Origin of the sequence: Sinorhizobium sp. NFACC03 (assembly GCF_900103435.1) — a bacterium.
In the GTDB taxonomy this organism is placed as follows: Bacteria; Pseudomonadota; Alphaproteobacteria; order Rhizobiales; family Rhizobiaceae; genus Ensifer.
Genome location: NZ_FMXF01000013.1, coordinates 65,140 through 90,440, shown reverse-complemented (window position 1 = coordinate 90,440; position 25,301 = coordinate 65,140). Strand labels below are relative to the sequence as shown.

At 62.6% G+C, this 25,301-nt stretch carries 24 protein-coding genes; 6 read left to right on the top strand and 18 right to left on the bottom strand.

The genetic code is table 11. From position 1 onward, the window contains the following. Positions 1-57: 57 nt before the first annotated feature. The 7 genes from tilS to tolQ all read right to left on the bottom strand — a co-directional run bounded on the left by tilS (position 58) and on the right by tolQ (position 7,161). Positions 58-1,398, bottom strand: coding sequence for a tRNA lysidine(34) synthetase TilS (gene tilS, locus BLU35_RS17685; RefSeq protein ID WP_093233913.1), 1,341 nt, complete (start codon positions 1,396-1,398; stop codon positions 58-60). After that, entirely contained in the window at positions 1,388-2,425 is a 1,038-nt protein-coding gene (ybgF, locus tag BLU35_RS17680) for a tol-pal system protein YbgF (RefSeq protein ID WP_058321045.1), read from the bottom strand. The genes tilS and ybgF overlap by 11 nt, the downstream gene beginning before the upstream one ends. A 275-nt stretch (positions 2,426-2,700) precedes the next feature. Beyond that, positions 2,701-3,234: a peptidoglycan-associated lipoprotein Pal gene (gene pal / locus BLU35_RS17675; protein WP_057254697.1), complete on the bottom strand. Its 534-nt coding sequence runs from the start codon at positions 3,232-3,234 to the stop codon at positions 2,701-2,703. A gap of 245 nt (positions 3,235-3,479) precedes the next feature. Continuing rightward, a complete protein-coding gene (tolB, locus tag BLU35_RS17670; protein WP_058321044.1) occupies positions 3,480-4,790 on the bottom strand; it encodes a Tol-Pal system beta propeller repeat protein TolB in 1,311 nt (436 codons plus the stop codon). Positions 4,791-4,869: 79 nt separating this feature from the next. Beyond that, positions 4,870-5,949, bottom strand: coding sequence for a cell envelope integrity protein TolA (tolA, locus tag BLU35_RS17665; protein WP_058321043.1), 1,080 nt, complete (start codon positions 5,947-5,949; stop codon positions 4,870-4,872). 9 nt (positions 5,950-5,958) lie between these two features. Then, entirely contained in the window at positions 5,959-6,411 is a 453-nt protein-coding gene (gene tolR / locus BLU35_RS17660) for a protein TolR (RefSeq protein ID WP_025424730.1), read from the bottom strand. A 27-nt stretch (positions 6,412-6,438) separates the two neighbouring features. Beyond that, positions 6,439-7,161, bottom strand: coding sequence for a protein TolQ (gene tolQ / locus BLU35_RS17655; RefSeq protein WP_057254694.1), 723 nt, complete (start codon positions 7,159-7,161; stop codon positions 6,439-6,441). Positions 7,162-7,456: 295 nt separating this feature from the next. On the opposite strand from tolQ, the gene BLU35_RS17650 reads away from it, so the two are divergent. Together BLU35_RS17650 and ligD are read left to right on the top strand one after the other, a co-directional pair. Continuing rightward, entirely contained in the window at positions 7,457-7,765 is a 309-nt protein-coding gene (locus BLU35_RS17650; RefSeq protein ID WP_058321042.1) for a hypothetical protein, read from the top strand. Next, positions 7,765-9,510: a non-homologous end-joining DNA ligase gene (gene ligD / locus BLU35_RS17645; protein WP_093233912.1), complete on the top strand. Its 1,746-nt coding sequence runs from the start codon at positions 7,765-7,767 to the stop codon at positions 9,508-9,510. The genes BLU35_RS17650 and ligD overlap by 1 nt, the downstream gene beginning before the upstream one ends. On the opposite strand, the gene ybgC is transcribed toward ligD, so the two are convergent. Further along, positions 9,507-9,992, bottom strand: a complete 486-nt coding sequence (gene ybgC / locus BLU35_RS17640) for a tol-pal system-associated acyl-CoA thioesterase (protein ID WP_058321040.1) — start codon at positions 9,990-9,992, stop codon at positions 9,507-9,509. The two genes, ligD and ybgC, sit on opposite strands and share 4 nt — an antisense overlap. Positions 9,993-10,118: 126 nt before the next feature. On the opposite strand from ybgC, the gene BLU35_RS17635 reads away from it, so the two are divergent. Genes BLU35_RS17635 through BLU35_RS17625 form a run of 3 tightly spaced genes read left to right on the top strand, consistent with a single transcriptional unit; the run spans position 10,119 to position 13,095 of the window. Next, the gene (locus tag BLU35_RS17635; protein ID WP_058321039.1) at positions 10,119-11,339 is read left to right on the top strand and encodes an NAD-dependent epimerase/dehydratase family protein; all 1,221 of its coding nucleotides are present in this window, start codon (positions 10,119-10,121) and stop codon (positions 11,337-11,339) included. Next, a complete protein-coding gene (locus BLU35_RS17630) occupies positions 11,336-12,196 on the top strand; it encodes a glycosyltransferase (RefSeq protein ID WP_058321038.1) in 861 nt (286 codons plus the stop codon). The genes BLU35_RS17635 and BLU35_RS17630 overlap by 4 nt, the downstream gene beginning before the upstream one ends. After that, the gene (locus tag BLU35_RS17625; protein WP_093233911.1) at positions 12,193-13,095 is read left to right on the top strand and encodes an NAD-dependent epimerase/dehydratase family protein; all 903 of its coding nucleotides are present in this window, start codon (positions 12,193-12,195) and stop codon (positions 13,093-13,095) included. The genes BLU35_RS17630 and BLU35_RS17625 overlap by 4 nt, the downstream gene beginning before the upstream one ends. A gap of 21 nt (positions 13,096-13,116) precedes the next feature. Here BLU35_RS17625 and BLU35_RS17620 read toward each other — a convergent pair whose 3' ends face one another. The 4 genes from BLU35_RS17620 to ruvC form a co-directional block, all read right to left on the bottom strand. Next, positions 13,117-14,019: a metallophosphoesterase gene (locus tag BLU35_RS17620; RefSeq protein ID WP_057254687.1), complete on the bottom strand. Its 903-nt coding sequence runs from the start codon at positions 14,017-14,019 to the stop codon at positions 13,117-13,119. After that, positions 14,020-15,060 carry a Holliday junction branch migration DNA helicase RuvB gene (gene ruvB, locus BLU35_RS17615; protein ID WP_057254686.1) on the bottom strand — a complete coding sequence of 347 codons (1,041 nt, stop codon included), beginning with the start codon at positions 15,058-15,060 and terminating at the stop codon, positions 14,020-14,022. A 95-nt stretch (positions 15,061-15,155) separates the two neighbouring features. Then, the gene (gene ruvA, locus BLU35_RS17610; RefSeq protein ID WP_057254685.1) at positions 15,156-15,773 is read right to left on the bottom strand and encodes a Holliday junction branch migration protein RuvA; all 618 of its coding nucleotides are present in this window, start codon (positions 15,771-15,773) and stop codon (positions 15,156-15,158) included. A 119-nt stretch (positions 15,774-15,892) separates the two neighbouring features. Next, positions 15,893-16,405 (bottom strand): crossover junction endodeoxyribonuclease RuvC, encoded by a 513-nt coding sequence (ruvC, locus tag BLU35_RS17605; protein ID WP_057254837.1) that lies wholly within the window; start codon positions 16,403-16,405, stop codon positions 15,893-15,895. Positions 16,406-16,576: 171 nt separating this feature from the next. On the opposite strand from ruvC, the gene BLU35_RS17600 reads away from it, so the two are divergent. After that, positions 16,577-17,578 (top strand): LLM class flavin-dependent oxidoreductase, encoded by a 1,002-nt coding sequence (locus BLU35_RS17600; RefSeq protein ID WP_057254684.1) that lies wholly within the window; start codon positions 16,577-16,579, stop codon positions 17,576-17,578. Between the two features lie 8 nt (positions 17,579-17,586). Here the strand turns inward: BLU35_RS17600 and BLU35_RS17595 are convergent, their stop codons facing one another. The 6 genes from BLU35_RS17595 to BLU35_RS17570 form a co-directional block, all read right to left on the bottom strand. After that, entirely contained in the window at positions 17,587-18,216 is a 630-nt protein-coding gene (locus tag BLU35_RS17595; protein WP_057254683.1) for an HAD hydrolase-like protein, read from the bottom strand. A gap of 71 nt (positions 18,217-18,287) precedes the next feature. Beyond that, positions 18,288-19,034, bottom strand: a complete 747-nt coding sequence (locus BLU35_RS17590) for a YebC/PmpR family DNA-binding transcriptional regulator (RefSeq protein ID WP_057254682.1) — start codon at positions 19,032-19,034, stop codon at positions 18,288-18,290. 85 nt (positions 19,035-19,119) lie between these two features. After that, positions 19,120-19,602: a hypothetical protein gene (locus BLU35_RS17585; RefSeq protein WP_286161548.1), complete on the bottom strand. Its 483-nt coding sequence runs from the start codon at positions 19,600-19,602 to the stop codon at positions 19,120-19,122. Between the two features lie 17 nt (positions 19,603-19,619). Then, the gene (locus tag BLU35_RS17580; protein WP_082616147.1) at positions 19,620-20,453 is read right to left on the bottom strand and encodes an MBL fold metallo-hydrolase; all 834 of its coding nucleotides are present in this window, start codon (positions 20,451-20,453) and stop codon (positions 19,620-19,622) included. 279 nt (positions 20,454-20,732) lie between these two features. Continuing rightward, complete coding sequence (locus tag BLU35_RS17575) at positions 20,733-23,912, bottom strand: efflux RND transporter permease subunit (protein ID WP_093233910.1); 3,180 nt, start codon at positions 23,910-23,912, stop codon at positions 20,733-20,735. Continuing rightward, a complete protein-coding gene (locus tag BLU35_RS17570; RefSeq protein WP_058321033.1) occupies positions 23,909-25,063 on the bottom strand; it encodes an efflux RND transporter periplasmic adaptor subunit in 1,155 nt (384 codons plus the stop codon). Before BLU35_RS17570 ends, BLU35_RS17575 begins: the two co-directional genes overlap by 4 nt. Positions 25,064-25,301 lie beyond the last annotated feature (238 nt).

Sequence of the window (25,301 nt, the reverse complement as noted above, 5' to 3'; positions counted from 1 at the left end):
GCTGTCTTGCTCCCTAACATAGGGTTCTGGCGACGCATTGCCAAGGCAAACCGGCTTCTACCGTTCCATTTCTGTCAATAGATCGTGAACCGGTGGCGGAAGATAACGCTCTCGTCCGAACAATCCCGCGATCCTGTCCGCCATGATCCTGTCGAAACCCGGCAAAAAGGTGTCGTAGAGGCCGATCCTCGGCTCGATAGCGGCCGATGCAACATTTTTGACGTCGTCGGACACGATGCGGGGCGCCGACAACGACACACGACCGGCAACGCCCGGTGGCAGGCCTGCGGCAATAAGTCTCTGCTGTTGTGGTCCGCGACCGCCTTCCACCGTCAGCGCAAGAGGACCGTCGCCACCATTGCGGATCAGAAAGCGGTCATCCCAGACGCCGGTTTGCCCGGCCTGCAACGTCAGATCCTCGATACCGCGCGCCTCCCGATAGAGATAGAGTCCGGTCGAGCGCCGGTCGAAGACGACGCGTCCCGCGGTCAGCCGCCCCGGTGTCCCCTGCTCCAGGAAATTTACCAGCCGTTCCACCGTCTCGGTCGCAGGCAGATGTGCACGGCCGCCGAGGACGGTCGCCAGCGCAAGCAGTGCCCGTTGCCAATCGATGTCGCGGCATTGGCCGGCCATCGAAGAAGGGATTTCCGCGACCAACCCCGCGTGCACCCGCACGTGCCGTTCGAGCAGAGCGGCGGCAGCTGCCGACGATCGCGCCCGGGACCGGGCGCCCCAGGCGCCGGCACCGGTCTCCAGCGAAGATGCCAACGAGGCCCGCGCACGTACCCGCTCGAAGCGCGTGTTCACGTTGCTCGGATCATCGAACCAGCCGACTTTGCGGTCGGTGAGAAAGGCGCGAATGGCTGCGCGGTCGACCGTGAGGAACGGTCGCAGCACCCAGATGCGCCGGTCATAGAGCGTGGCCTCCGCCATGCCCGCGGCACCGGGCCCCTCCCCCCGCCGTGCGCGCATCAGGATCGTCTCTCGCTGGTCGTCGAGCGTGTGACCGGTGACGATTGAGGACGCTTCGAAGCGCTGTGCAGCGTCTGCCAGCAAAGCGTAGCGCGCCTCGCGCGCCGCTGCCTGAATGCCGGTCCTGGGCTTCGGCCCGTCCCATCGGGTGATGATATGCGGTACGCCCAGGCTCTCGCAGAACGCCGCGACACCGCGCGCCTCATCGGCCGATTCCGGCCTCAGCGCATGATCGACCGTGCAGGCGGCGAGGGAAAACTGTGTGGGCTTGGTTGCCTCGATCGCCTCGTTGAGAGCGAGAAGCAGTCCTTTCGAGTCGCTCCCGCCGGAGACGGCCACGAGAATACGTGCTGGTCTATCGAAGGAGGCAAGAAATCGTTTTGCCGTTTCGACAACGGCCAGTGGCGGGTGGGCCTCAGCAGCCAAAACGGCTCTGCTCGCTCGTCACCTTTGCCTTTACCGCCGGCGAAGCCTTCGGGTAGCGCTTGTTGACCTCGCGCAGCGTCGCGCAGGCAGTTTCCTTGTTGTCGAGCGCGCCCAGCGACATGCCGAGCTTCAGCAGCATTTCCGGCGCCTTCGGCGACTTTCCGTGGGCCTGGTGCGCGTTCAGGAAGGTCTTGGCCGCGTCACTGTATTTGCCCTGCGAATACTGCGCCTCACCCAGCCAGAAGCTGGCATCGGCCGCCTTGTCGCCCTGCGGGAACGCGGCCAGATAGTCGCCGAATTCCTGTTCCGCCGTGCTGTAATCGCCGGAGAGAACGTGGCCGTAGGCCGACTGGTAGAGATCGCCGGGGTTGTCGAGCGAGGCGGTCTGCTGATTGCCCGGGTTAGCGTTCAGGCCACCATCGTCGGCGGGCAGACCCGCACCGGCTTCGACACCCGGAGGCGTAGCGTTCGCGCCGGGTTGAGCATCGGTTGTCGCCGAAACCGGATTGCCGCTCTGGTCGAAGACGATCTGGCCAAGCGTGGTCGGCGCAGCCGCGCCATTGGAACCCTGGCTACCAGCCGAAGGAAGACCGGAGGCAGCCATGTCGCTGCCGCCGCCTGCCGGTGCCATCGTCTGGCTATCCGTCACCCCGGGGGTGACGGACGCCTGATCGCTGGTCTTCGGCGTCTGCAATGCGCCGCTCTTCTTCGGGGAGGCCTTGCCGCTTTCCAGGTCCTGGAAGCGGAACTCGTTGTCCTCCTGGAACTTCCGGATCTGCTCCTGCATCTGCAGCAGCTGGAAGCTCATTTCTTCGATACGCCCGTTGAGCGAGCGGATCTGTTCCTCAAGCTGGCCAAGCCGTGCGGTCTCGGCCGACTGCACCTTCACCACGGGCAGGTTCTGCGCGCCGGCTTGAGTTTCAGTCGTTCGGGCCAGCAGCCCTGAAAGCGGCATGGCGTTCGCCGTCTGGCCCAGGCCCGCAAGGGCCGCAAGACCGATCAGCCCCGCCACGACAAATTTCTTCATTTCATTTGTCCTGTTCGAATACCGGTTGTCCCACCCTTGACCAGGGGCCCGCAATACATCTCGCCGAGTCAACTGGGTGATTGCCGCACAGTTTTCCAATTGCCCTGAAAAAGCAACGGAGTTCGGCCAAAGTGTGGTAAAAAAGCAAAGGGCGGCTGAGAGCCGCCCTTTTAATTTAGAAGTCTGTGATCTTAGGAACACGGTGTGTTCCCTGGAACACGGGCATTCCCCCGAACACGTCATGCTACCCGACCGAGCCAGGCTCGGCCGTGAGATTACATGCCAGCGCCACCGAGGACGGTAACCGCGCGGCGGTTCTGCGACCAGCACGAGATGTCGTCGCAGACGGCAACCGGCTTTTCCTTGCCGTAGGAGATCGTCTTCATGCGGTTTGCCGGAACGCCCTGGCTAACGAGGTAGTCGCGGGTGGAGGCCGCACGGCGGGCGCCGAGCGCAAGGTTGTATTCGCGCGTGCCGCGTTCGTCGGCATGGCCTTCGATCGTGATTGCGTAGTTCGGGTACTTGGCGAGCCACTGAGCCTGGCGGGCGAGCGTCTGCTGCGCGTCGGCACGGATCGAGGTGGAGTCGGTGTCGAAGAAGATGCGGTCGCCGACGTTGACGGTGAAGTCCTGCTGCGAACCCGGCGTTGCGGCGCCCGCGCCGCCGAGGCCGAGCTCGTTGGCATTGTTCGGCATGTTCTTCTTCGATGCACAACCAGCGATAGCAAGCGTCATGACCAGGGCGATCATGACCGGGTTGCGAGCGATGGTCTGCATGCGGCCTACGGCCGGGGTGTCAATTCGGCTCATGCGCCGGTCTCCTTGGGAAGTGTCTGAATTCACGGTTGCCAGACTGTAACCGGAAGCGGTTAATCGCTTTTCAACAGTTATGGTTAATAAATCGATAATTTTAGCTCGGGGCCTGCTAGACCAGCACTTTGCGGCGAGAAAGCGGCATCGTTGCCACATTTTCCCGCCGCAAAACGGGTCAGGCCGGAGCGGGATGAGGAAAACTGTGTGCGGTTTTCCGCCCGTATCCCGCTCCTCACCGTGATCTACTCGAGCAGCGGCGACCAGGCCGGGTCGGATGCGAAGCCCTGCGTCTGGATCGGCTGCTCGTTGTAGCCGGAAATATCGATCGAATAGAGCTGCGGTCCGCCGGCACCGGCGCCCTGACGGAAGAACATCAGCACGCGGCCGTTCGGCGCCCAGGTCGGGCCCTCGTTGTGGAAGCCCGTGGTCAGGATGCGTTCGCCCGAACCGTCGGTCTTCATCACGCCGATCGAGAACTTGCCGCCCGACTGCTTGGTGAAGGCGATGAGGTCGCCGCGCGGAGACCAGACCGGCGTCGAATAGCGACCGTCTCCGAAGGAGATGCGACGCTGGCCGGAGCCGTCGGCACCCATGACGTAAATCTGCTGGCCGCCGCCACGGTCGCTTTCAAAGGCGATCTGGCTGCCGTCAGGCGAATAGGACGGTGCCGTGTCGATCGCGGCCGTGTTGGTGAGGCGTGTCGTCGTGCGCGAGCGCAGGTCCATCGTATAGATGTTGGCGTTACCGTCCTGCTGCAGGCTCATGATCACGCGCTGGCCATCAGGCGAGAAGCGCGGCGAAAACGTCATGCCGGGGAAGTTGCCGACGACTTCGCGCTGTCCGGTCTCGAGCTGCAGCAGGTAGACGCGCGGCTGCTGGTTTTCGAACGACATGTAGGTGACTTCCTGGCGGTTCGGCGAGAAGCGCGGCGTGAGCACGATGTCGTTGGAATTGGTGAGCGCACGGGCGTTGAAGCCGTCCTGGTCCATGATCGCCAGCTGACGCTTGCGCGCCGTCTTCGGGCCGCTTTCGGCGACATAGACGATGCGCGTGTCGAAATAGCCCTTTTCACCGGTGACGCTCTCATAGATGGCGTCGGCGATGATGTGGGCGACGCGGCGCCAGTTTTCCGGTTGGGTGAAGAACTGCTGGCCGGTCATCTGCTTGCTACCGAACGTATCCCACAGGCGGAACTCCGCCTTCAGCCTGCCGTCGCCTTCCTGCGTCACGCGGCCGGTGACAAGCGCCTGCGCATTGATGACCTTCCAGTCCTCGAAGCGCGGCGTGGCGTCAGGATTGCTGATTTTCTCGATGAAGGCGCCCTTGTTGATCGGTGCGAATAGGCCGGACCGCTTGAGGTCCGCTGCGACCACGTCGGAGATCTTCTGGCCGAGTTCACCCTGAAGGAAGTCGGTAACAGCGATCGGCAGGGGCTCGACCTTGCCCTTGTTGATGTCGATGACAACTTCCGCGTTTGCGGGCGCTGCCGCCACGACGGCGACCAACATGCCCGCGGCCACCATCAGGGCACGGAAAAGAGAGACCTTGATCATAGAGACAAGCCTTTCAGCTTAGTATGAAGGGTTTGCAGGGTTGGTTTGCTATCCGGCATGGGTTCCAATCCCGGCAGCGTTAAAGCGCGAATTCCGAGGGGTCGAAATTCAGCACGAGGGTATTCCATCCTTTTTCGCCTTCATATTTTTCAGGCGGCAGGTTTTGTAGCGGAGCTGAGCGGCGGAGCGCGCGCATGGTGCTGCTTTCAACAGCGCGGCGCGTACCCTCAGGCCCGCCAGTTGCAGTGACCTCAGGCTCGCCGACGATGTTGCCGGCCGGATCCAGCTGTACGCGGATCGTGACGCGAACCTCCGCGACACCAGTCAAGCCGGCGGTCAGCGCCCAATTGCTCTGGATCTGGCCCTTCACGCCGTCGATCTCGTTGGCGCTGAGGCCCACGCCGACGGTCTTCTTGCCGCCGAGCGCCGCCTCTTGCGTCGAGCGCTTGGCGCCACCGGCGGACGGATCCTGCCGGTTGAGCAGCGCTGCAATCTCGTCGGCATTGAACTTGCTTTCCTCGGTGGAGGCTGCCTTCTTCTGTTCCTTCGGCGTTGCCTCGTTCTTGCGCTCAGGCGTCTTGGCGCTCTGGGCCGGCTTTTCGACCTTGGGCTTTGCGGCCGGCGTCGGCACCTTTTCGGGCAACGCTTCGGCTTCCGGGTTCTCCGCCGGCTTTTCTTCGGCTGGCGCCGGTTCCGGCTTGGTTTCCGGTTTCACTTCCTGCTTCGGTTCCGGCAATGCCGCAACTTCGGTCGCAGGCTCGGAGGCGGGCTTCGTCTCCTCGACCTTCTTGATTTCCTGTTCGATCGGATCGGGCGTCGGCTCGGGCTTTTCGTTCTTTTCGGGCGACGCCGTGGCTTCGCTCTTCGACGGCTTGGCGTTCGGCGTCGGCGGCGTCTTCAGGTCCGTGTCGTTGTCGCCGACATTCTCGGCAGGCTGGTTCGTTTCCGGACGCTTGGTCGGAACCGGCGACGACGTCTCCTTCTTCGGCGCCTTCTTGTCGCCCTGCTGAACCTGCGTCATTTCCGAGTAGGGAACGATGTCGACAGGCAGAGCCTCGACGTCGGCGACCTGAAAGTCAGCCGGGCTGCCGAGCGACACCATCGCCCAGGTCAGAACCAGGGCGTGGAGGACAGCAGATGTAGCGAGACTGCCCTTCATCGTGGACGATCACTTTTCCTGTTCTTGCAGCGTGACGAGGCCGAGGTTCTTGAAACCGGCGGCCGAGATGCGAGCCATGACCTTCATGACCGTGCCGTAGTCGGCATTGGTGTCGCCACGAACATAGATGCGCTCGTTGTAACCGGTGGTGGCAATCGCCTCGAGCTTCGGCACGACCTCTTCGATCGCGATCGGCGTTTCCTGCAGGAAGATTTCGCCGGCCGGATTGACCGAAACGGTGATCGGCTGCGTATCGGAATTGAGCGCCTTGGCCTGCGTTTCCGGCAGGTCGATCGGCACGCCGACCGTCATCATCGGTGCTGCCACCATGAAGATGATGAGCAGCACCAGCATCACGTCCACGAAGGGCGTGACGTTGATTTCGCTCATGATCGCTTTCTTGCCGCCGCGGCGACGACGACCGCCGCCCGAACCCTTGGCTCCGCCAACCGACATACCCATCAGCGTGGTCTCCGTATTCTCTGGCGATTATTGCGCGGCCTGGCGCGGGCTCTGCAGCTTCTCGTCGATCTGCCGCGACAGGATGGCGGAGAACTCGTCGGCAAAAGCTTCCATGCGCGCCGAGAGCTTGCCGGCGTCGGCCGAAAACTTGTTGTAGGCGATAACCGCCGGGATAGCGGCGAGAAGGCCGATTGCGGTGGCGAGCAGCGCTTCGGCGATACCGGGCGCCACGACCGCAAGGTTGGTCGACTTCGAACCGGCGATCGCCTGGAACGAGGTCATGATACCGACGACAGTACCGAAGAGGCCGATGAAGGGTGCGGCCGAACCGATCGTCGCGAGCGAGCCGAGCCGGGCTTCGAGCGATTCCGATTCCCGTGAAAGCGTCACATCCATGGCGCGGTCGATACGCATCTGCAGGCCGATCGGCGAGCGGGCGCCGCGTTCGAAGCTCTTCTTCCATTCGCGCATGGCGGAAACGAAGATCGCCCCCATGCCGGCGGTCTGCCGGTCGGCGAGTGTCCGGTAGAGCTCTTCCAGCGACTGTCCGGACCAGAACACCTGCTCGAAACTGTCGAGCTGACGGCGCACACGGCCGTAGTTCAGCGTCTTGTCGACGACGATCGCCCAGGTCCAGACCGAGGCGGCAATCAGCCCCAGCATGACCAGCTTCACGACAAAGCCCGCCTGCATGAACAGCGACCAGAGGGTCACATCGTGCGTCGCAGCGGCCAATCCAACCTGTTCCATCGTCTTCAGTCCCCGAATCCAAACACCCGGCAAGAGCTGCTCATGCTCGTGACCGGGTAGCCCAAACGTCCTGTTTGCAAGAATGCCCGGCACCGCCGTAGATCGCACCATCGCGACCTTTATTAGCTTTAGGTTGCCTTCTTGCCGTCAATTTTGGTCAAAGGATGACGTGCACTGCACAAATCCTGATGCAGTGATTAAGACACCATTATGGTTAAGCAACCGTTACCGAACTGTGTCTTTGCAGTATCACCTGGCCGCCGGAACTTACGTTCGCCGGGCACGTTTCTTCGCCATGGCTCAGCAGACGACACGACAGCGCGACAAACGGCCCTCCTCACCGCATTTTGATCCACGGGACCGGCTGATCCTGGCGCTTTACGCCCAACTCAAGGCCGAGCGCGAAACCCGCGCGGCGTTGGAGGACGCGCTTGCCCACGGCGTTCTGTCGTCCGATGTCCTTCAGGCAATCATCTCCGATCCAGTTCCGGTTGTCACAAGCGAGGATATCGCCCACATCGAACGGGCCCTCGCCCACGAGACCCGACCGGCTGAATCCCCTGATGGGACGCCAACCCTCCGACGATTGAGTGGAGGCGGGTAATGGCTGCACGCCGTGATCCGCTCGCCGAATACAATAAGCGCCGCGATTTCAGCGAGACCCGCGAGCCCAAAGGCACCCGCAGCCACAGCCGGTCGAACCGCAAGCGCTTCCTGGTGCAGAAACATGACGCCACGCGCCTGCATTACGATTTCCGGCTGGAATGGGACGGCGTGCTGAAAAGCTGGGCCGTGACCCGGGGACCGAGCCTCAACCCGCGGGACAAGCGTCTCGCCGTTCGCACCGAAGACCACCCGCTTGCCTATGGCGATTTCGAAGGAACAATCCCCGAGAAGCAATATGGCGGCGGCACCGTCATGTTGTGGGACACCGGTTGGTGGGAACCGGAAAACGATCCGGATGAAGGATTGCGTGAAGGCAAGCTGACGTTTCATCTGCACGGAGAGCGCCTGCAAGGTGGCTGGGCGCTGGTCCGCATGCGGCCACGCCCAGGCGAGAAGCGGGAGAACTGGCTGCTCATCAAGGAGGGTGACGACATCGCCACCGAAGATGGCGAAATTCTCTTGGAGGATCATCAGACGAGCGTCACCACCGGCCGGACCATGGACGAGATCGCCGCGGGAGAAGGCGAACGGAAGAAACATGTCTGGGCTTCCAACAGGAGCACATCGGAGAACCTCAGGGCCGGCGCAGTCGATCCGCCGTCGACGAAACAGAGCAAATCGCCCACACTCTCGACCAGGACGATTTCCGAGGGGCAACGGAAGCGCAAGGAGGCAAGTGCCGTGACACCCGAAACGCCGAAACCGGCAACGAAGTCCGGGGGCAAATCCCAGGTGAAAGCCGCGAAGGCGTCGAGCACGAAAGATAGCTCAACCGCAGCAGAGGAAACGGTCCTCGGCGTGCGGATCACCCATCCGGAGCGGATCCTGTTCGAAGGTCAGAGCATCAGCAAACTCGATCTCGCCCGCTACTATGCCGTCGTCGCGGATCGGATGTTGCCATACGCCGCCGAGCATCTGCTGTCGCTTGTCCGCGCCCCGCAAGGCGTCAAGGGACCGCGCTTTTACCAGAAGCATGCGAGTGAAGGCTTCCCGGACGAGATCAAGGAAGTTCCCGTCACGGAGAGCTCCGGCGAGACCGAGAACTACATGTATGTGCGCGACGCCAAAGGACTGGTCGCCGCCGTGCAGATGGGCACGCTGGAGTTCCACATCTGGGGCTCGCGCTTCGACAAACTCGAGACCCCCGATCGGCTGGTTTTCGACCTCGACCCCGACGAGGGCCTCGACTTCGCGGTCGTCAAGGCGGCGGCCATGGCTCTGCGCGACGCGCTCGACGAGATCGGGCTGACGTCGTTGCCGATGGTCACCGGCGGCAAAGGCGCCCATGTCATCGTGCCATTGGTAGCGCGGGCCACCTGGCCGGAAGCCAAGGCCTTCGCCAAGACCTTTGCCCAGGGTTTTGCCGAGCGCGAACCGGACAATTTCGTCGCCACCATGTCGAAGGAGAAGCGCAAGGGCCGCATCTTCATCGACTGGCTGAGGAACGAGCGCGGCGCGACCGCGATCGCCCCCTATTCCACGAGAGCACGATCCGGCGGACCGGTGGCAACACCCATCAGCTGGGACGAGCTTTCCGCGCTTGAAGCCGCCAACGGCTTCCGGATCCCCGACATTCTCGAACGGATTGAAAGCGGCATAGATCCCTGGCGGGACCTGGCGAAGGTCAGGCAATCCCTGACCAGGAAGATCCTGGACAAGCTCGGAGTCGAGGACGTCGACTAAACCGTGTTTGTCGAGGACGTGCCGGGCTGGCCGGCGCTCTCCTTGGCGTGATGGAACTTGTAGGCTAGCGCCTCCGGCAGCCGCCGCGGCCGGCCCTGGCCGTTGATGACGGCGATGATCACCTTGGAGGCGATCAGCAGTTGCTCGCCGCGACGGATTTCCTGCAGCAGCACCATCTTGGCGCCGCCGGCCTTCTCCGTGACCGTGGTGATCGTCAGGATATCGTCCATACGCGCAGGCAGCTTGAAGTCGATTTCCATGCGGTGGACGACGAAGACCAGACCTTCGCTGTCACCTTCGATCGCGAGCGTCGCCTGTTCGACGCCGAGCAGGCGCAGGAAATCGGTGCGGGCGCGCTCCATGAAGTGCAGGTAGCGGGCGTGATAGACGACGCCGGAAAAATCGGTGTCTTCGTAATAGACGCGCTGGATCAGCCGATGGCCGTTTTCGGTCAGTTCGCCTGCAAGCGAAATCAGGGACATGCTTTTCTCCGCAAGTACATCCCGTTTCCTGTGCAGGAACAAAAAGCCATTTGCAAGCATTGCAGCGTTGTCACAATCCTATCCTATCACGTGACGGACTTCCTTCCCTCGATCAGGAGAACGTGCATGAAGATTGCGATTCTCGGTGGCGACGGTTTCGTCGGCTGGCCTACGGCTCTTCACCTGTCCGATACGGGCCACGACGTCCATATCCTCGACAATCTCTCCCGCCGCTGGATCGATACGGAACTCGGCGTACAATCGCTGACGCCGATGGATTCGATCCAGGAACGTACCCGCATCTGGCATGCAGAAACCGGCCGGCGCATCCATTTCAATCTCATCGATCTTGCCCGCGATTACGAACTCCTCAAGAATTGGCTCGCCGAGCATCGCCCTGATGCGATCGTGCATTTCGCCGAGCAGCGTGCCGCGCCCTATTCGATGAAGAGCGACCGCCACAAGAACTACACGGTCAACAACAACGTCAACGCCACGCACAATCTCCTGAACGCGCTGGTCGAACTCGGGCTCGACGCCCATCTCGTGCATCTCGGCACCATGGGCGTCTATGGCTATTCGACCATTGGTGCTGCGATCCCCGAAGGCTATCTGCCTGTCGGTATCGAAACGATGGGCGGCGAGACCGTCAGCCAGGAAATTCTCTATCCGTCCAATCCCGGCTCGATCTACCACATGACCAAGTGCCTGGATCAGTTGCTCTTCCAGTTCTACGCCAAGAACGACGGCCTCAGGATTACCGACCTGCACCAGGGCATCGTCTGGGGCACCCATACCGAGCAGACGCGCCGCCACGCCCAGCTCATCAACCGCTTCGACTATGACGGCGACTATGGCACCGTCTTGAACCGTTTCCTCATTCAGGCGGCGATCGGATATCCGCTGACGGTACATGGCACCGGCGGCCAGACGCGCGCCTTCATCCACATCCAGGATTCTGTCCGCTGCATCGAGCTGGCGCTGAAGAACCCGCCCGCCCGCGGCAGCCGCGTCGAGATATTCAACCAGATGACCGAGACCCACCGGGTGCGCGACCTCGCCGAGATGATCGCAGCGATTTCAGGATCGCAGATCGCCTGGCTGCCGAACCCGCGCAAGGAAGCGGCCGAGAACGAACTCGTCGTGCACAATGAGAAGTTCTTAGGCCTCGGCCTCAACCCGACGCGGCTGCAGGACGGGCTGCTGTCGGAAATCGTCGATGTCGCGAAGAAATTCGCCTATCGTGTCGATAGAACGCGCGTGCCTGCCGTCTCCGCCTGGACCAAGGACATCGCGCCGCTGATCAACCACGACCCAGAGGGCAAGCGGCTGAAATCCGTTTCATGACATCAAACGACCCTTCGGAGGGGCTGCGCCCCTCCTCGCCACCCTTGGCCGATCATGCCTTCGTGACGCTCGTCACTAATGCCGACTATGCGCTCGGTGCCCGCGCGCTCGCACGCTCCATCCGGCTCACGAGCACCAAGGCGGATATCGTCGTGCTCCATACGGGCGGCGTAGCGCTCGAAGCACTGGCGCCGCTGGCCGAGTTCGGCTGTCGCCTGATCGAGACCGATCTCTTGCCGCTTTCCGATGCCTTCAACGAGCGTCATCAGCGCCGGAACGTGCATGAGAAGGCACCCTTCACCAAGGGCCGCAAACCGGCCTTCCACTCGCCGCTCGACAACTTCTGCAAGCTCAGGCTCTGGCAATTAACCGAATACTGCCGCTGCGTCTTCATTGATGCCGACGCGGTTGTGCTCCGCAACATCGACCGGCTGTATGCCTATCCGGAATTCTCCGCGGCCCCGAATGTCTATGAAAGCCTCGCCGACTTTCACCGGCTGAATTCCGGCGTCTTCGTCGCCGAACCGTCGTTGGCGACATTCGACAGGATGCTCGACCGGCTCGACGCACCCGATGCCTTCTGGCCACGCACCGACCAGACCTTCCTACAAAGCTTCTTCCCGGATTGGCACGGCCTGCCGGTGACGATGAACATGCTGCAATATGTCTGGTTCAACATGCCCGCGCTCTGGGACTGGCGCTCGATCGGCGTGCTGCACTACCAGTATGAAAAGCCCTGGGAAAAAGACCATCCGCGTGCCGGGGCCCTGCGGCCACTGATCGACCTCTGGTTCGCCTACCTGACCGGGGACGACATTCCGGAGATCGCCTCCCTCCCCAATCCGGCGCACCGATGAGCAGGGTGCTGGTCTCCGGCGGCACCGGCTTCGTCGGCCGCTTCATCGTCGAGCATTTGATCGCCAATCGCTACGAGGTGATCGTTAGCGGCCGCCATCCCCCCGATAACAGCTTTTTCTCGCGCAACCTCCCCTTCGTTCCGCTCGTCCTCGATCTGGATCGCGATCAGTCCGCCGCGTTCGATGGCATTGACGGCTTTGTTCATGCCGCCTTCGACCATGTCGAGGGCAAATATCGCGGCGGTGAAGGCGATGATCCGGAGAGCTTTCGCCGTGCGAACATCGATGGCTCGATCCGCCTGTTCGAGACCGCTCGCGCTGCCGGCGTCAAACGCTGCGTCTTCCTGTCGAGCCGCGCCGTCTACGGCAGCAGGCGCCCAGGCCCCATCGACGAGACATTCGCACCCGATCCGGACACGCTCTATGGCGCGGTGAAGGTCACCGTGGAAGATCACCTACGCCTGCTTGCGACCGAGGATTTCAGCGTGGCAAGCCTGCGCGTCACCGGCGTTTACGGCGCGGCCGCTCCTGGCAGGCAGCACAAATGGGCCGAGCTGTTTGCGAACTATCTTGATGGAAAACCGATCCAGCCTCGGATCGGCACCGAAGTTCACGGCGACGACGTCGGCGCCGCAGTACGGCTCATGCTGGAAGCGGATAGCGACACCGTGCGCGGTGAGGTCTTCAACGTTTCGGACCTGCTGCTCGATGTCAGGCAAATCCTGTCGGTGGTGCAGACGCTGACCAGGTCTCGGCACCCATTGCCGGAGGCCGCTTCAGCGGATGGCTATCTCGTCATGTCGACCGAAAAGTTGCGCCGGCTTGGCTGGCAACCCGGCGGATCCGAGCTGTTGGCGACGACGATCAGGGAGTTGGTCACAGACAGCAAGTCGGCGTAAAACCCCCGACGCCTGACCGGGCTAACCGAGGTCGATGACGACGATCTCCGGCGGCACGCCGAAACGGACCGGTGCAAGCGAGCAGCCGAGACCGCCGGAGACGATCAGGTTGCGGTCGTCCTCGACCATGTGCCCATAGGCATAGCGATCGCCGAAACGCGAAGGCACCACGGGCGCGAAGCCGAGAAGCCGCACCTGCCCGCCATGGGTATGACCCGACAGTGTCAATGCGACCCGTGGGGGAACGCTCGGGAAGATGTCCGGCTCATGTGCCAGCAGAACGACCGGATCACCGTCATTCACCTGTGCGAGCGTGCCGTCGAGATCGTCGAGACCCGCCATGCGCTGGCGCTGCCACTTCTTGCCCGGCACCAATGCAAGCTGGTCTTCGAGACCGGCGATCCAGAAGCCCTGCCCGTCCTTTTCCAGCCGGATTGCCCGGTTGCTGTAAACGTTGATGCCGACATCCTGCAGCGCCTTGTGCCCGAAGGTCGGACCGCCGCCATTTTTCTGCGCGGTCTTGTCCTCCCACCAGTCGTGATTGCCCATGACGGCATGCACGCCGAGCGGCGCCGAGAGGGTCGCAAGCGCCTTCGCCCATTCGCTGGAATGCACGTAGCGGGTCACGAAGTTCATGCCGGCCGCATAATCCCCGAGCAGCACCGTCACGTCGCCGCCCAGCGCGTTGGCCTGACGGCAGATCGAAGCGATGCGACCTGCCGGCATCCAGGGCTCGCAGGCATGGATATCGGCGAGCGCGACGACGCGCAGCTTCAACCCGGGCGTCCAGCCGGGCGGCGTCAGGGTGTAGCGGGTCACGTTCAGCCGGGCCAACGGCTCGACGGCGAAGGCGTAACCGCCGAGCGCCGCCATGCTGGCGATACCGCCGCCGATCACTTTCAATAATCCGCGGCGGGTAATCATCTATTCGTCCTCGAGTGTCAGCCGGAACTGCGTCGCCTCGACCTCTTTCGGCGGGTTGAGGCCGATATGTTTCCAGGCATTTGCGGTCAAGATACGACCGCGCGGCGTACGCTGTATGAAGCCCTGCTGGATCAGGTAGGGCTCGATGATGTCTTCGATCGCATCACGCGGTTCCGAGAGACCGGCGGCGATGGTTTCGATGCCGACAGGCCCGCCGGCGAAATTCTGTGCGATCATGAAGAGATAGCGGCGGTCGAGCTGGTCGAGCCCCATATTGTCGACCAGCAGCCGCGTCAGCGCCTCGTCAGCGATCTTCCTGGTCACGGCTTCGGCGCGCGCCACTTCGGCGAAATCGCGCACCCGCCGCAACAGCCGGCCGGCAATACGCGGCGTACCGCGGGCGCGGCGGGCGATCTCGCGCGCGCCATCGTCTGTCATGCCGAGGCCCATCAGCCGGGAACCTCGGCGCACGATCGATTCCAGTTCCTCGACCGTGTAGAAGTTGAGACGCACGGGAATGCCGAAACGGTCACGCAGCGGCGTGGTCAAGAGGCCGAGGCGGGTCGTCGCCGCGACCAGCGTGAACTTCGACAGATCGATCTTTACCGAACGCGCCGCCGGGCCTTCGCCGATGATCAGGTCGAGCTGGAAATCTTCCATCGCAGGATAAAGAATTTCCTCGACCGCCGGATTGAGCCGGTGGATCTCGTCGATGAAGAGCACGTCGCGTTCTTCGAGATTGGTAAGCAAAGCCGCAAGGTCGCCAGCCTTGGCGATAACCGGACCGGAGGTCGAGCGAAAGTTGACGCCGAGTTCCTTGGCCATGATCTGCGCAAGCGTCGTCTTGCCGAGGCCGGGCGGGCCAACGAAGAGCACATGGTCCAGCGCCTCGCCGCGGTTCTTGGCCGCTTCGATGAAAATCTTCAGGTTGGCGCGCGCTTCCGCCTGGCCGGTGAATTCGTCCAGCGACTGCGGGCGCATGGTCGCATCGAGATCTTCACCGCGCTTTTCCGGCGTTATCAGACGTGCCGCGTCAGTCATGCATTCGTTCCAATTGGTCAGTCGTCATGGCGCAGGTACTCACCTGCGTCCGGCCCTCTTCCGTTCTGCCTTGAGCGCCCCGCCAAGGCAAGCGATCATCGCGCCAGTTCCTTGAGGCCGAGGCGAATGAGCTTGGCACTGTCGCCCCCCTCACCGCCATTCTTCAACGCGGCGGCCACCGCATTGGCCGCCTGGTCGCGTGAATAGCCGAGATTGGTGAGCGCCGAAACCGCATCCGATACCGGCGCGGACGCGACCCCTTCGCCGAGTTCCTGCTTGAGGCCGATCGAGCCCGACATCTCGCCGGCAAAGGACGGTGCCTTGTTCTTGAGCTCGGTGACGATACGAACCGCCACCTTGGGCCCGACGCCCGGCGCACGCGAGACCGAGGTCTTGTCCTGCAACGCAATTGCATTTGCCAGTTCGCCCGGCGTCAAGGTCGAAAGTACCGCGAGTGCCACTTTCGAGCCGACGCCCTGCACGCTTTGCAGGAGGCGGAACCATTCCCGCTCCAGCGCAGTCAGAAAGCCGAAGAGCTTCAACTGGTCCTCGCGCACATAGGTCTCGATGAAGAGCATCGCCGCCTCGCCGGCCGATCCGAGCTTGGACAGCGTGCGCGCCGAACAAAAAGCGACATAGCCGACGCCATGCACGTCGAGCACGACATGATCCTCGCCGATCTCGTCGATGGTACCCTTCAATTTGCCGATCATATGGCGTCTCTCGCGGTGGGCTGGGATGGTCGCTCAGACCATCGGGAAATTTCTTGTCTACAGTGCCGCGCGTCTACAAGACTCGCTAAGGTCGCTTTAACACTTTAGATCTGCTGCAACTACGCCATCAATGCGGCGAGCCGGCTTGTCACCGATTGGCGGTTGTGAGCATGACAAATGGCGATGGCCAATGCGTCCGCCGCATCGTTGCCCTTGAATTCGACCTTCGGCATCAGAACCTTGATCATCATGTGGATCTGCTGCTTCTCGCCGTGGCCGACGCCGATCACAGCCTTCTTGACCGCGTTCGGTGCATATTCGGCGACCCTGAGGCCCGCGCGCGCCGGCACAAGCATCGCAATGCCGCGCGCCTGGCCGAGTTTCAGCGTCGCGGTTGCATCCTTGTTGACGAAGGTCTGTTCGACCGCCGCCTCGTGCGGCTGGTAGCTGTGCACCACCTCGGCAAGCCCGTCGTGCAGCTGGCAGAGTCGCGAGGCGAGATCCATCTCGCCATCGGAGGTCACCGTGCCGGAGGCCACGAAGCGCAGCGAGTTGCCGAGCGTCTCGATGATGCCCCAGCCGGTACGGCGGAGGCCCGGATCGATGCCGATGATGCGAATCGTGTTCTGCATGAAATTCACCCTATGATGCTCGCCCGGACGCTGCCAGCAAAAAGTGAACAAAACAAAAACATACGCACAGGTGAGACGGGCTTCAGGATTTCTTCGCCACTGCCCTTGGATTGAGGAAAATTGAGCTTACATAGCCTTTCATCAATTTCCCTCAATAAAGGGCTCCATGCCATGGCGACTTTCTCCGTCCTCGATCTTTCCCCGATCACGCAAGGAGGCAGCATCGCCCAATCACTCGAAAACTCGCGCCGTCTGGCCCAGGCTGCCGAGGAAAACGGCTACCAGCGCTTCTGGCTCGCTGAGCATCACGGCATGAAAGGCATTGCCAGTGCGGCGACCTCGCTGGTGATCTCGCATGTGGCCGCAGCCACGAAGACGATCCGCGTCGGCTCCGGCGGCATCATGCTGCCTAACCATTCGCCGCTGGTGATCGCAGAACAGTTCGGCACGCTGGCCGCACTCTATCCCGGCCGCATCGACCTCGGCCTCGGCCGCGCACCCGGCACCGACATGCGCACCGCCCAGGCGCTGCGGCGCAACATGGAAGCAAGCGGCAACAACTTCCCGAACGACGTCGTGGAACTGCAGGCCCTGCTCGGCCCTGTCGCAGAGGATCAGAAGATCATCGCCGTTCCGGGCGCCGATACCAACGTGCCGATCTGGCTGTTGGGCTCAAGCCATTTCAGCGCTCACCTCGCCGGCATGCTCGGCCTTCCCTTCGCCTTCGCATCGCATTTCGCGCCAGACATGCTGCTTTCGGCGCTGGAGATCTATCGCGAGCGCTTCACGCCGTCCGAGACGCTCGACAAGCCGCATGTCATGGTCGGTGTCATGGGCGTCGCCGCCGATACGGACGAAGAGGCCAACTATCTCTTCACCTCGATGCAGCAATCCTTCGTGGCGCTGCGGCGCAATGCGCGCGGACAGTTCCCGCCGCCGGTTCAATCGATGGATGGGCTCTGGAGCTATGACGAAAAGATCTTCGTCGACCATTCGATGATGTATGCCGTCGTCGGCGGGCCCGAGACGATCCGCCGGAAAATCGGAACCTTCCTCGATCAGACGAAGGCCGATGAACTGATCATTTCCATGCCGATCTTCGACATGGAGGCGCGCCTGCATTCGCTTCGCCTCTTCGCCGACGCGCAGAAGGAACTCGTCAAGGCCGCATGAAGCCGCAATCAGATCGCTCCGAAGGCCGGTGCGATTTCATCCATGCGTGAAAAGAACCGATCCGGTCCGAGCCCCTGCAGAAAGTTCGGATCGGCATAGCCCCAAGAAACGGCGCCAGCCGCCACGCCAACCTTGCGCGCAGCCTCGATGTCGCGCGCCTCGTCGCCGATCGCCAGCACGCGCGCCGGATCAAGACCGGAGTGACGGATCGCCCGCTTGAAGTGCTGCGCCTTGCCGAAAAGCGCCGCGCCACACTCATAGAGATCGACGGTCGCCGCCACGTCGCCGAGCGCGGCGCGAATGCCCTCCTCCGCGTTCGAACTGACAATCGCAATGCCGATGCCTGCCGCCTTCAATCGCAAAAGCAGATCGGCCGCACCTGGAAACAGCCGCACGGACGCGGCCTCGGACGCCATGGCCCGGCGCATGAAGCCGGCAATCTGCGGCAGCTTCCACATTGGCACGCCGAGATGCGCGATGATCTCGCGATTGCCCATCGTCCTCAGTGACTGGAATTCCTCGACGGAAAGCTCGCGGAAGCCGTAGCGCCGTGCAGCACTGTTGCACGCGGCCATGAAGCTCGCCGCCGTGTCGGCAAGCGTGCCATCGAAATCGAAGATCGCGAAGTCATAGGTCATCGGGCCATCCAAAGAAAAACCCGTGCCCTTTCGGACACGGGTGCATATTCCGGTAACGATAGGCCGTCCGATCAGGCCGACAGCTTCGCCAGGATCTCGTCCGACACTTCGAAGTTCGAATAGACGTTCTGGACGTCGTCGTCGTCTTCGAGCGTGTCGATGAGCTTCATCAGCGACTGCGCCTTTTCTTCATCGACCGGCACGGTGTTCTGCGCCTTCCAGATCGCATTGACAGTCTCGGCTTCGCCGAGCGTGTCTTCGAGCGCCTTGGAAACGTCGCCGATCGCTTCGAAACCGCAGATGATGGTGTGGCCGTCCTCGTCGGTGGTCACGTCGTCGGCACCGGCCTCGATCGCCGCTTCCATCACCTTGTCGGCGTCACCGGCGGAGAGCTTGTAGGTGATTTCGCCGACACGATCGAAGGAGAACGAAACCGAACCGGTTTCGCCAAGCGCGCCGCCGGCCTTGGTGAAGGTCGAGCGCACGTTGGAGGCGGTACGGTTGCGGTTGTCGGTCAGCGCCTCGACGATAACGGCAACGCCGCCCGGGCCGTAGCCCTCGTAGCGGACTTCTTCGTAGTTTTCCGCGTCGCCGCCGGAGGCCTTCTTGATCGCCCGTTCGATGTTGTCCTTCGGCATCGACTGTGCCTTGGCGTTCTGGATCGCCAGACGCAGACGCGCGTTCATGGCCGGATCGGCCATGCCGGACTTGGCGGCAACCGTGATTTCGCGCGCGAGCTTGGAAAACATTTTCGAGCGCACCGCATCCTGACGGCCCTTGCGGTGCATGATGTTCTTGAACTGTGAATGGCCAGCCATGGCACCCTCTGCATGCATGAATTTGAATGGAATGGGGCGCCTTATAGTTTTATTGCTGCTTTCCGTCCAGCCGGGGCGCGGCTTTTCAGTCGGCAGAGACCTGCGCACGGCTGAGCAGAAAGCTGTGTCCGTCGTCGCGGCGACAGGAAAGGCCGGTGCGTTCGGAAGCACACGCGAACGGCCCCCGTGACCAGCTTTGCCCATAGTCGAGCACCTGAGCTGCCGAGCAGCAGCTCGGATCGCCAACGGCGTGATTGAGTGTGGCGGCCCCTGCACGGCCGAGCGTGGCGCGCACATAGCGCTGCGCGACGATATCGCAGGCAAGCTCAGGCCCACCGTCCTGAGGCTGGTACACCGCGGTGCCGCCGGCCGGCGTGTAGACGCAGCCGATATTGCCCGACGGCATCATGAACATCTCCTGTTCGCCCACGGGCTGTGCTGCCGTCTCGGGTAGACTTTGCTGCTGTTGTCCTTCGGGAGAGGGCATGCGCGGTGGCGGTGCGCCGCCCGCCGCGGCAAGGGTCGAAAGGGAGAGAAAAATCGAAACGCCGACCACAAGCAACTTCATTGGGCGATCCTGAGTGTTCAGACGCCCTTGAGAATATAAATCAATGGTTTGCTTGGCAAGGAACGCAACGATACTTTGATGCTGGCGCTGTCAGCGAAGCGTTTGTCGTAGTCGTCGCCGAACATGTCCAGAAAGGCGTCGATCGGCGGGCCACGGCGGTGCATCGGCAGGATCAGCGAGGCGCGCAGCCGGCTGACCACCCGGCTCATGCTCTCGGCACCCATGGTCAGGCCGCCATCGACAGGCACCATGAGCACATCGAGCCGGCCGATCTGGCGGTAGTGGCTGTCGTCGAGCTCGTGATGAAGATGGCCGAGGTGACCAATGCAAAGATCCGCTACCTCGAAGATGAAGATCGAGTTGCCATCGTGCTCCATTGCGCCACCCGCACGGATATCCGTCGTGACGTTACGGATATAGGTGTCGCCCACCACGAGGTCGTGACGGGCGGGTACGCCGTTCTCGCCCCAGCCATGCAGCACATTCTTGATCGCCGGGTCAGGCGCCAGCGTATAGTGGCTCGAATGCGCCTTGTTCATCGTCGCGACCGTCGGAGGCGACGAGGGCGCGAACCAGCCATTGTAATCGGTCGCGATCGACACGCCGTCTGGCGTCTCGATCAGAAAGGTGGAATGGCCGAGATAGGTGATCGTTACCTCACCGACCACGGCCTTTCCCTTGGTGGCAGCAACGGGCGTGAAGCTGGCGAAGGTCGCCTGCGGTATGGCTTCTGCAATCGCCTGGCACTGACTGACATGGCGGGGTGGTTGCTGCGCATGCGCGACCGACGGCCAGAACGCGTGAATGAGCCAGATGGCGGCGAACGTGTAGACAAGGTACCGGAGCATCAGCCTTCACCTCTCTCACTTGCTTTTCTGACCTCGGGCCCGAAGGGCACGTGGCAGATAGCCGTTGCACAGCGAATGGAAGCCTTTGCCTTCGCTCGGCCTGATGATGGCGTCACGGGCAGGGAGAGAATTGTTCAAGGGCCTGTCTGCGTCCAGTTACAAACGGCTGCCCGTGCTCACATTTGCGTCACCGCCCTCGGCAGGAACAAGGAAACCTGACTCGTCCAACGACAACGCCCCGGCATTGCTGCCGGGGCGTTGCAACCTTGCGATTGCGTCCCGCTACTCTGCTGGATGGGGCGCCGGTTCGGTCATCGTCGCCGGCTTGCGCCGCCGGAAGGACCTGAGCGCGACGTAAAAAACCGGCGTCAGGAACAGGCCGAGGAAGGTCACGCCGAGCATTCCCGAGAACACCGCGGTGCCGAGCGACTGGCGCATTTCCGCGCCGGGACCGGTGGCGATCATCAGAGGCACCACGCCGAGGATGAAGGCAAAGGCCGTCATCAGGATGGGCCTGAGGCGGAGTTGGCTCGCCTCCACCGCCGCCTCGATCGGGGTCTTGCCCTCGTCCTCACCTTGGCGTGCGAACTCGACGATCAGGATCGCGTTCTTGGCCGCAAGGCCGATCAGAACGATCAACCCGATCTGCGTCAGCACGTTGTTGTCGAGACCGCGGATGGACACGCCGACCAGCGCCGAGAGCACGCCAAGCGGCACGATCAGGATAATCGCCAGCGGCAGCACCCAGCTTTCGTACTGGGCCGCCAGCGCCAGGAACACGAAGACCACCGACAGTGCGAAGATGAACACCGCGGTGTTGCCCGTCTGGCGTTCCTGGAAAGCGAGTTCCGTCCACTCAAAGGTCGTGCCCTGCGGCAGGATCTGGGCGGCGAGCGCCTCCATCTTGTCGAGGGCTGTGCCGGTCGAGACGCCCGGCGCAGGGTTGCCCTGCACCGGAACCGATACGTACATGTTGTAACGCTGCACGAGCGTCGGACCGGCGGTGTCGCGGATTTCGACGAGCGTGCCCATCGGCACCAGCGCCCCGGTTGCGGAGCGAACCTTCAGCGCCAGAATATCGTCGCGCTCGATACGGTACTGCTGATCGGCCTGCGCCCGCACCTGGTAGACACGGCCGAAGGCGTTGAAGTCGTTGACGTAGGAGGTGCCGAGGTTGATCGACAGCGCCTCGAAGATGTTGGGGATCGGCACGTTGAGCGTGCGCGCCTTGTCGCGGTCGATCGCCAGGAAGTATTGCGGGCTGGAGGCTGAGAAGGTGGTGAAGACCCCGGTCAGCCCTTCCGTCTGGTTGGCCGTACCCATCATCTGATAGGCAAGCCCCAGCGCGCGCCGCATGTCGGCGCCCTGCCGATCCATGATCTGCATCTTGAAGCCGCCGGAGTTGCCGATGCCGCGCACCGACGGTGGCGGTACGGCAATGATGAAGGCTTCCTGGATGCTCTGCAGGCTGCCATAGAGCTGGCCGATGATCTGGTTGGCACTCTGGCCGTGCTTCAACCGTTCTTCGAAACTCTCGAAGGGGGCGAAGACCACGCCCGAATTGGACGCGTTGGTGAACGTCGCACCGTTGAAGCCGGCAAAGGCGACGGCACTCTTCACTCCAGGGACGTCCTGGATGATCTTCGACGCCCGCTTGACCACCGCATCGGTGCGGTCGAGCGAGGCACCGTCTGGAAGCTGGATGACGACGATTGCGTAACCCTGGTCCATGGTCGGCACGAAGCCGCTCGGCACGATCTGTGCCATGTACCATGTGGCCCCGAGCAGGCCCACAAAGACGAGGAGCGCCGCGGCCACTGCCGTCTTCGTCGACACCAGTTTGCGCACGATCCAGGCATAGCCTTCGGCCATGCGGTCGAAACCGTTGTTGAAGCCGTTGGCCAGTGCCCGGCCGAAGCGCGTCAGCGGGTTGCGGCTCTCGTGATGGCCGTTTTCGTGCGGCTTCAAGAGGATCGCCGCCAGTGCCGGCGACAGCGTCAGCGAATTGAAGGCAGAGATCATTGTCGCCACCGAGATCGTCACGGCGAACTGCAGATAGAACTGGCCGGCGATGCCGGGGATGAAGGCCGTGGGCACGAAGACGGCGGTCAACACCAGCGAGATCGCGATAACAGCGGCACCCACTTCGTCCATGGTCACATGCGAGGCTTCGCGCGGGGTCATGCCGCGCGCGAGGTTTCGCTCGACGTTCTCGACGACCACGATCGCATCGTCGACGACGATACCGATCGCCAGCACCAGGCCGAACAGCGTCAGCATGTTCAGCGAGAAGCCGAAGGCGTAGAGGAAGGCGAAGGTGCCGACCAGCGACACGGGGATGGCGACGATCGGGATGATCGCCGTGCGCCAGGACTGCAGGAAGACGAGAACGACGATGGCGACGAGCAACGCCGCTTCGCCGATCGTCTTGTAGACCTCGTTGATCGATTCCGAAATGAACTCGGTCGGATTGTAGACGATCCGGTATTCGAGCCCTTCCGGGAAATCACGCGCGACGTCGGTCATCACCTTCTGGATCTGCTCGGCAGCGTCGAGCGCATTGGTGCCCGGCCGCGAGAAGATGCCGAGCGCCACCGCCGGGCTGCCGTCGAGATAGCTGTTGTTGACGTATTCGCGGGCACCGAGCTCGACGCGGGCGACATCCTGCAACTGCACGAGGCGACCGGTTTCCGTCGCCTTGACGATGACGTAGCGAAACTGCCGCGCATCGCTGAAGCGACCGTCGGTGGTGACGGTGTACTGGAAGGCGCTGTCGCCCGGCGCCGGCGGACCGCCGATCGAACCGCCGGAGACCTGCACGTTCTGCTCGCGCAACGCTTGCACCACGTCACCGGCCGTCATGCCATAGGCGGACAGTTTTTCCGGATCGAGCCAGACACGCAGCGCATATTCGCGCTCGCCGAACAGGATGACGTCGCCGACGCCGTCGAGCCGCACCAACAGATCGCGGATGCGCGTGCGGGCATAGTTCGAGACGTAGAGCTGGTCATAACGTTCGGTCGGCGAGAGCAGATGCACGACCATCATCAGGTCGGGCGAACTCTTGGCCGTGGTGATGCCGATGCGTCGGACCTCTTCCGGCAGGCGCGGTTCGGCGATCGACACGCGGTTCTGCACCAGCACCTGTGCCTGGTCGAGATCGGTGCCGAGCTTGAAGGTAATCGTCAGCGCCATCGAGCCGTCAGCGGTTGAATAGGAGGACATGTAGAGCATGTTCTCGACGCCGTTGATTTCCTGTTCGAGCGGCGTCGCCACGGTGTTGGCGACCGTATTGGCGTCGGCGCCGGGATAGGCCGCCCGCACGACAATGGTCGGCGGCGCGATTTCCGGGTACTGCGCCACCGGAAGCTGGAAATAGGCAATGCTGCCGACGATCAAAAGGACGATCGAAAGCACCGACGCGAAGATCGGTCGATCGACGAAGAAGTGAGCGAACCTCATTGCGTCGTCCCCGCCGCTTGCGCCTCAGGGGGAAGCTGGATCATCTCGGGCTTTACCTTGGTGCCGGGGCGCGCCCGCATCAGGCCGTTGACGACAATGGTCTCGTCGCCCGTCATGCCGCTGCGGATGACCCGATAGCCATGCAGTTTCGGTCCGAGCCGCACGGGCTTGGTCACCACCGATCCATCGGCTGTCACCTCATAGACGATCCGCTCGTTCTGGTCGGCGCCGATCGCCTCATCCGGAATGAGCACGGCCTTGTAGGTGTTCGAGCCTTCGATCTGCACACGGCCGAAGAGACCGGGCTGCAGCACCAGCTTCGGGTTGTCGAGACGGGCGCGCACGCGCATGGTGCCGCTCTGCGGGTCCACACGGTTTTCGGCAAAGTCGAGCTTGCCCTTGAACGGTTCCTCCTGCGAGTCGGCGATTGTGACGAGTACCTCGAGCGCACCGCCGCCTTCCTGCAACGCACTGCCGCGTTCGCGCGCGACCCGCGCATAGGACAAGAGCCGCCGTTCGTCGACGTCGAAGTAGAAGTCGATCGGATCGAGCGAGACGATCGTCGTCAGGACGGTCTGGTCCGCCTGCACCAGGTTGCCCGTCGACAGCAAGCGCCTGTCGACGCGGCCGCTGAGCGGCGCGGTTATGGTCGTGTAGTCGAGGTCGAGCTTGGCGCGCTCGACCGCCGCTTCCGAACCGCGCACCAGCGCCTGCGCCGAAAGCAGCGCACGACGATGATCGTCAAGCGTCGAAACCGACAGCGTGCCGGTGCCCGTCAGCGATTGCGTGCGCTTGAACTGGGACTCGGCGAATTCCAGCGTTGAGCGCGCCGATTCCAGGGTCGACTCGGCCTGGGAGAGGGCCGTGCGGTAGGGACGCTGGTCGATGACGAAAAGCTTGTCGCCCTTCTTCACCAGGGCGCCGTCGGTGAAATTGACCTCGTCGAGATAGCCGCCGATGCGGGCGCGAACCTGCACCTCGTCGACCGGCTCGAAGCGGCCGATGAACTCGTCGCTGTCGATCACGTCACGCACGACCGGCTTGGCGACGGTCACGACAGGCAACTGCGCGTCCTGTGCTTGGGCACCAACAGCGGAAAGAAGGGAAAGAGAAGCGCCGACGATCATCGGCAAATGCCATTTAGACAACATGCACGCCCTCCGAATGCACTTTGGATGGCGGTGAGCAGCCGGACCGACCAACCACCGCAATCCTTTGAATACTTCAGAACAGGACATGAGCGGAAAATCGCCGCATCACTCTCCCGCTCCGCACAAATACTCGGATCGGCAGCGACCCAAGAGGCAAAGTCACACAAGCAATTAAATGATACAGCGGTCCCCGCTCTGGGCCGGCGAACGCTGTTGGATCGAGATCGCCGGGCAGAGA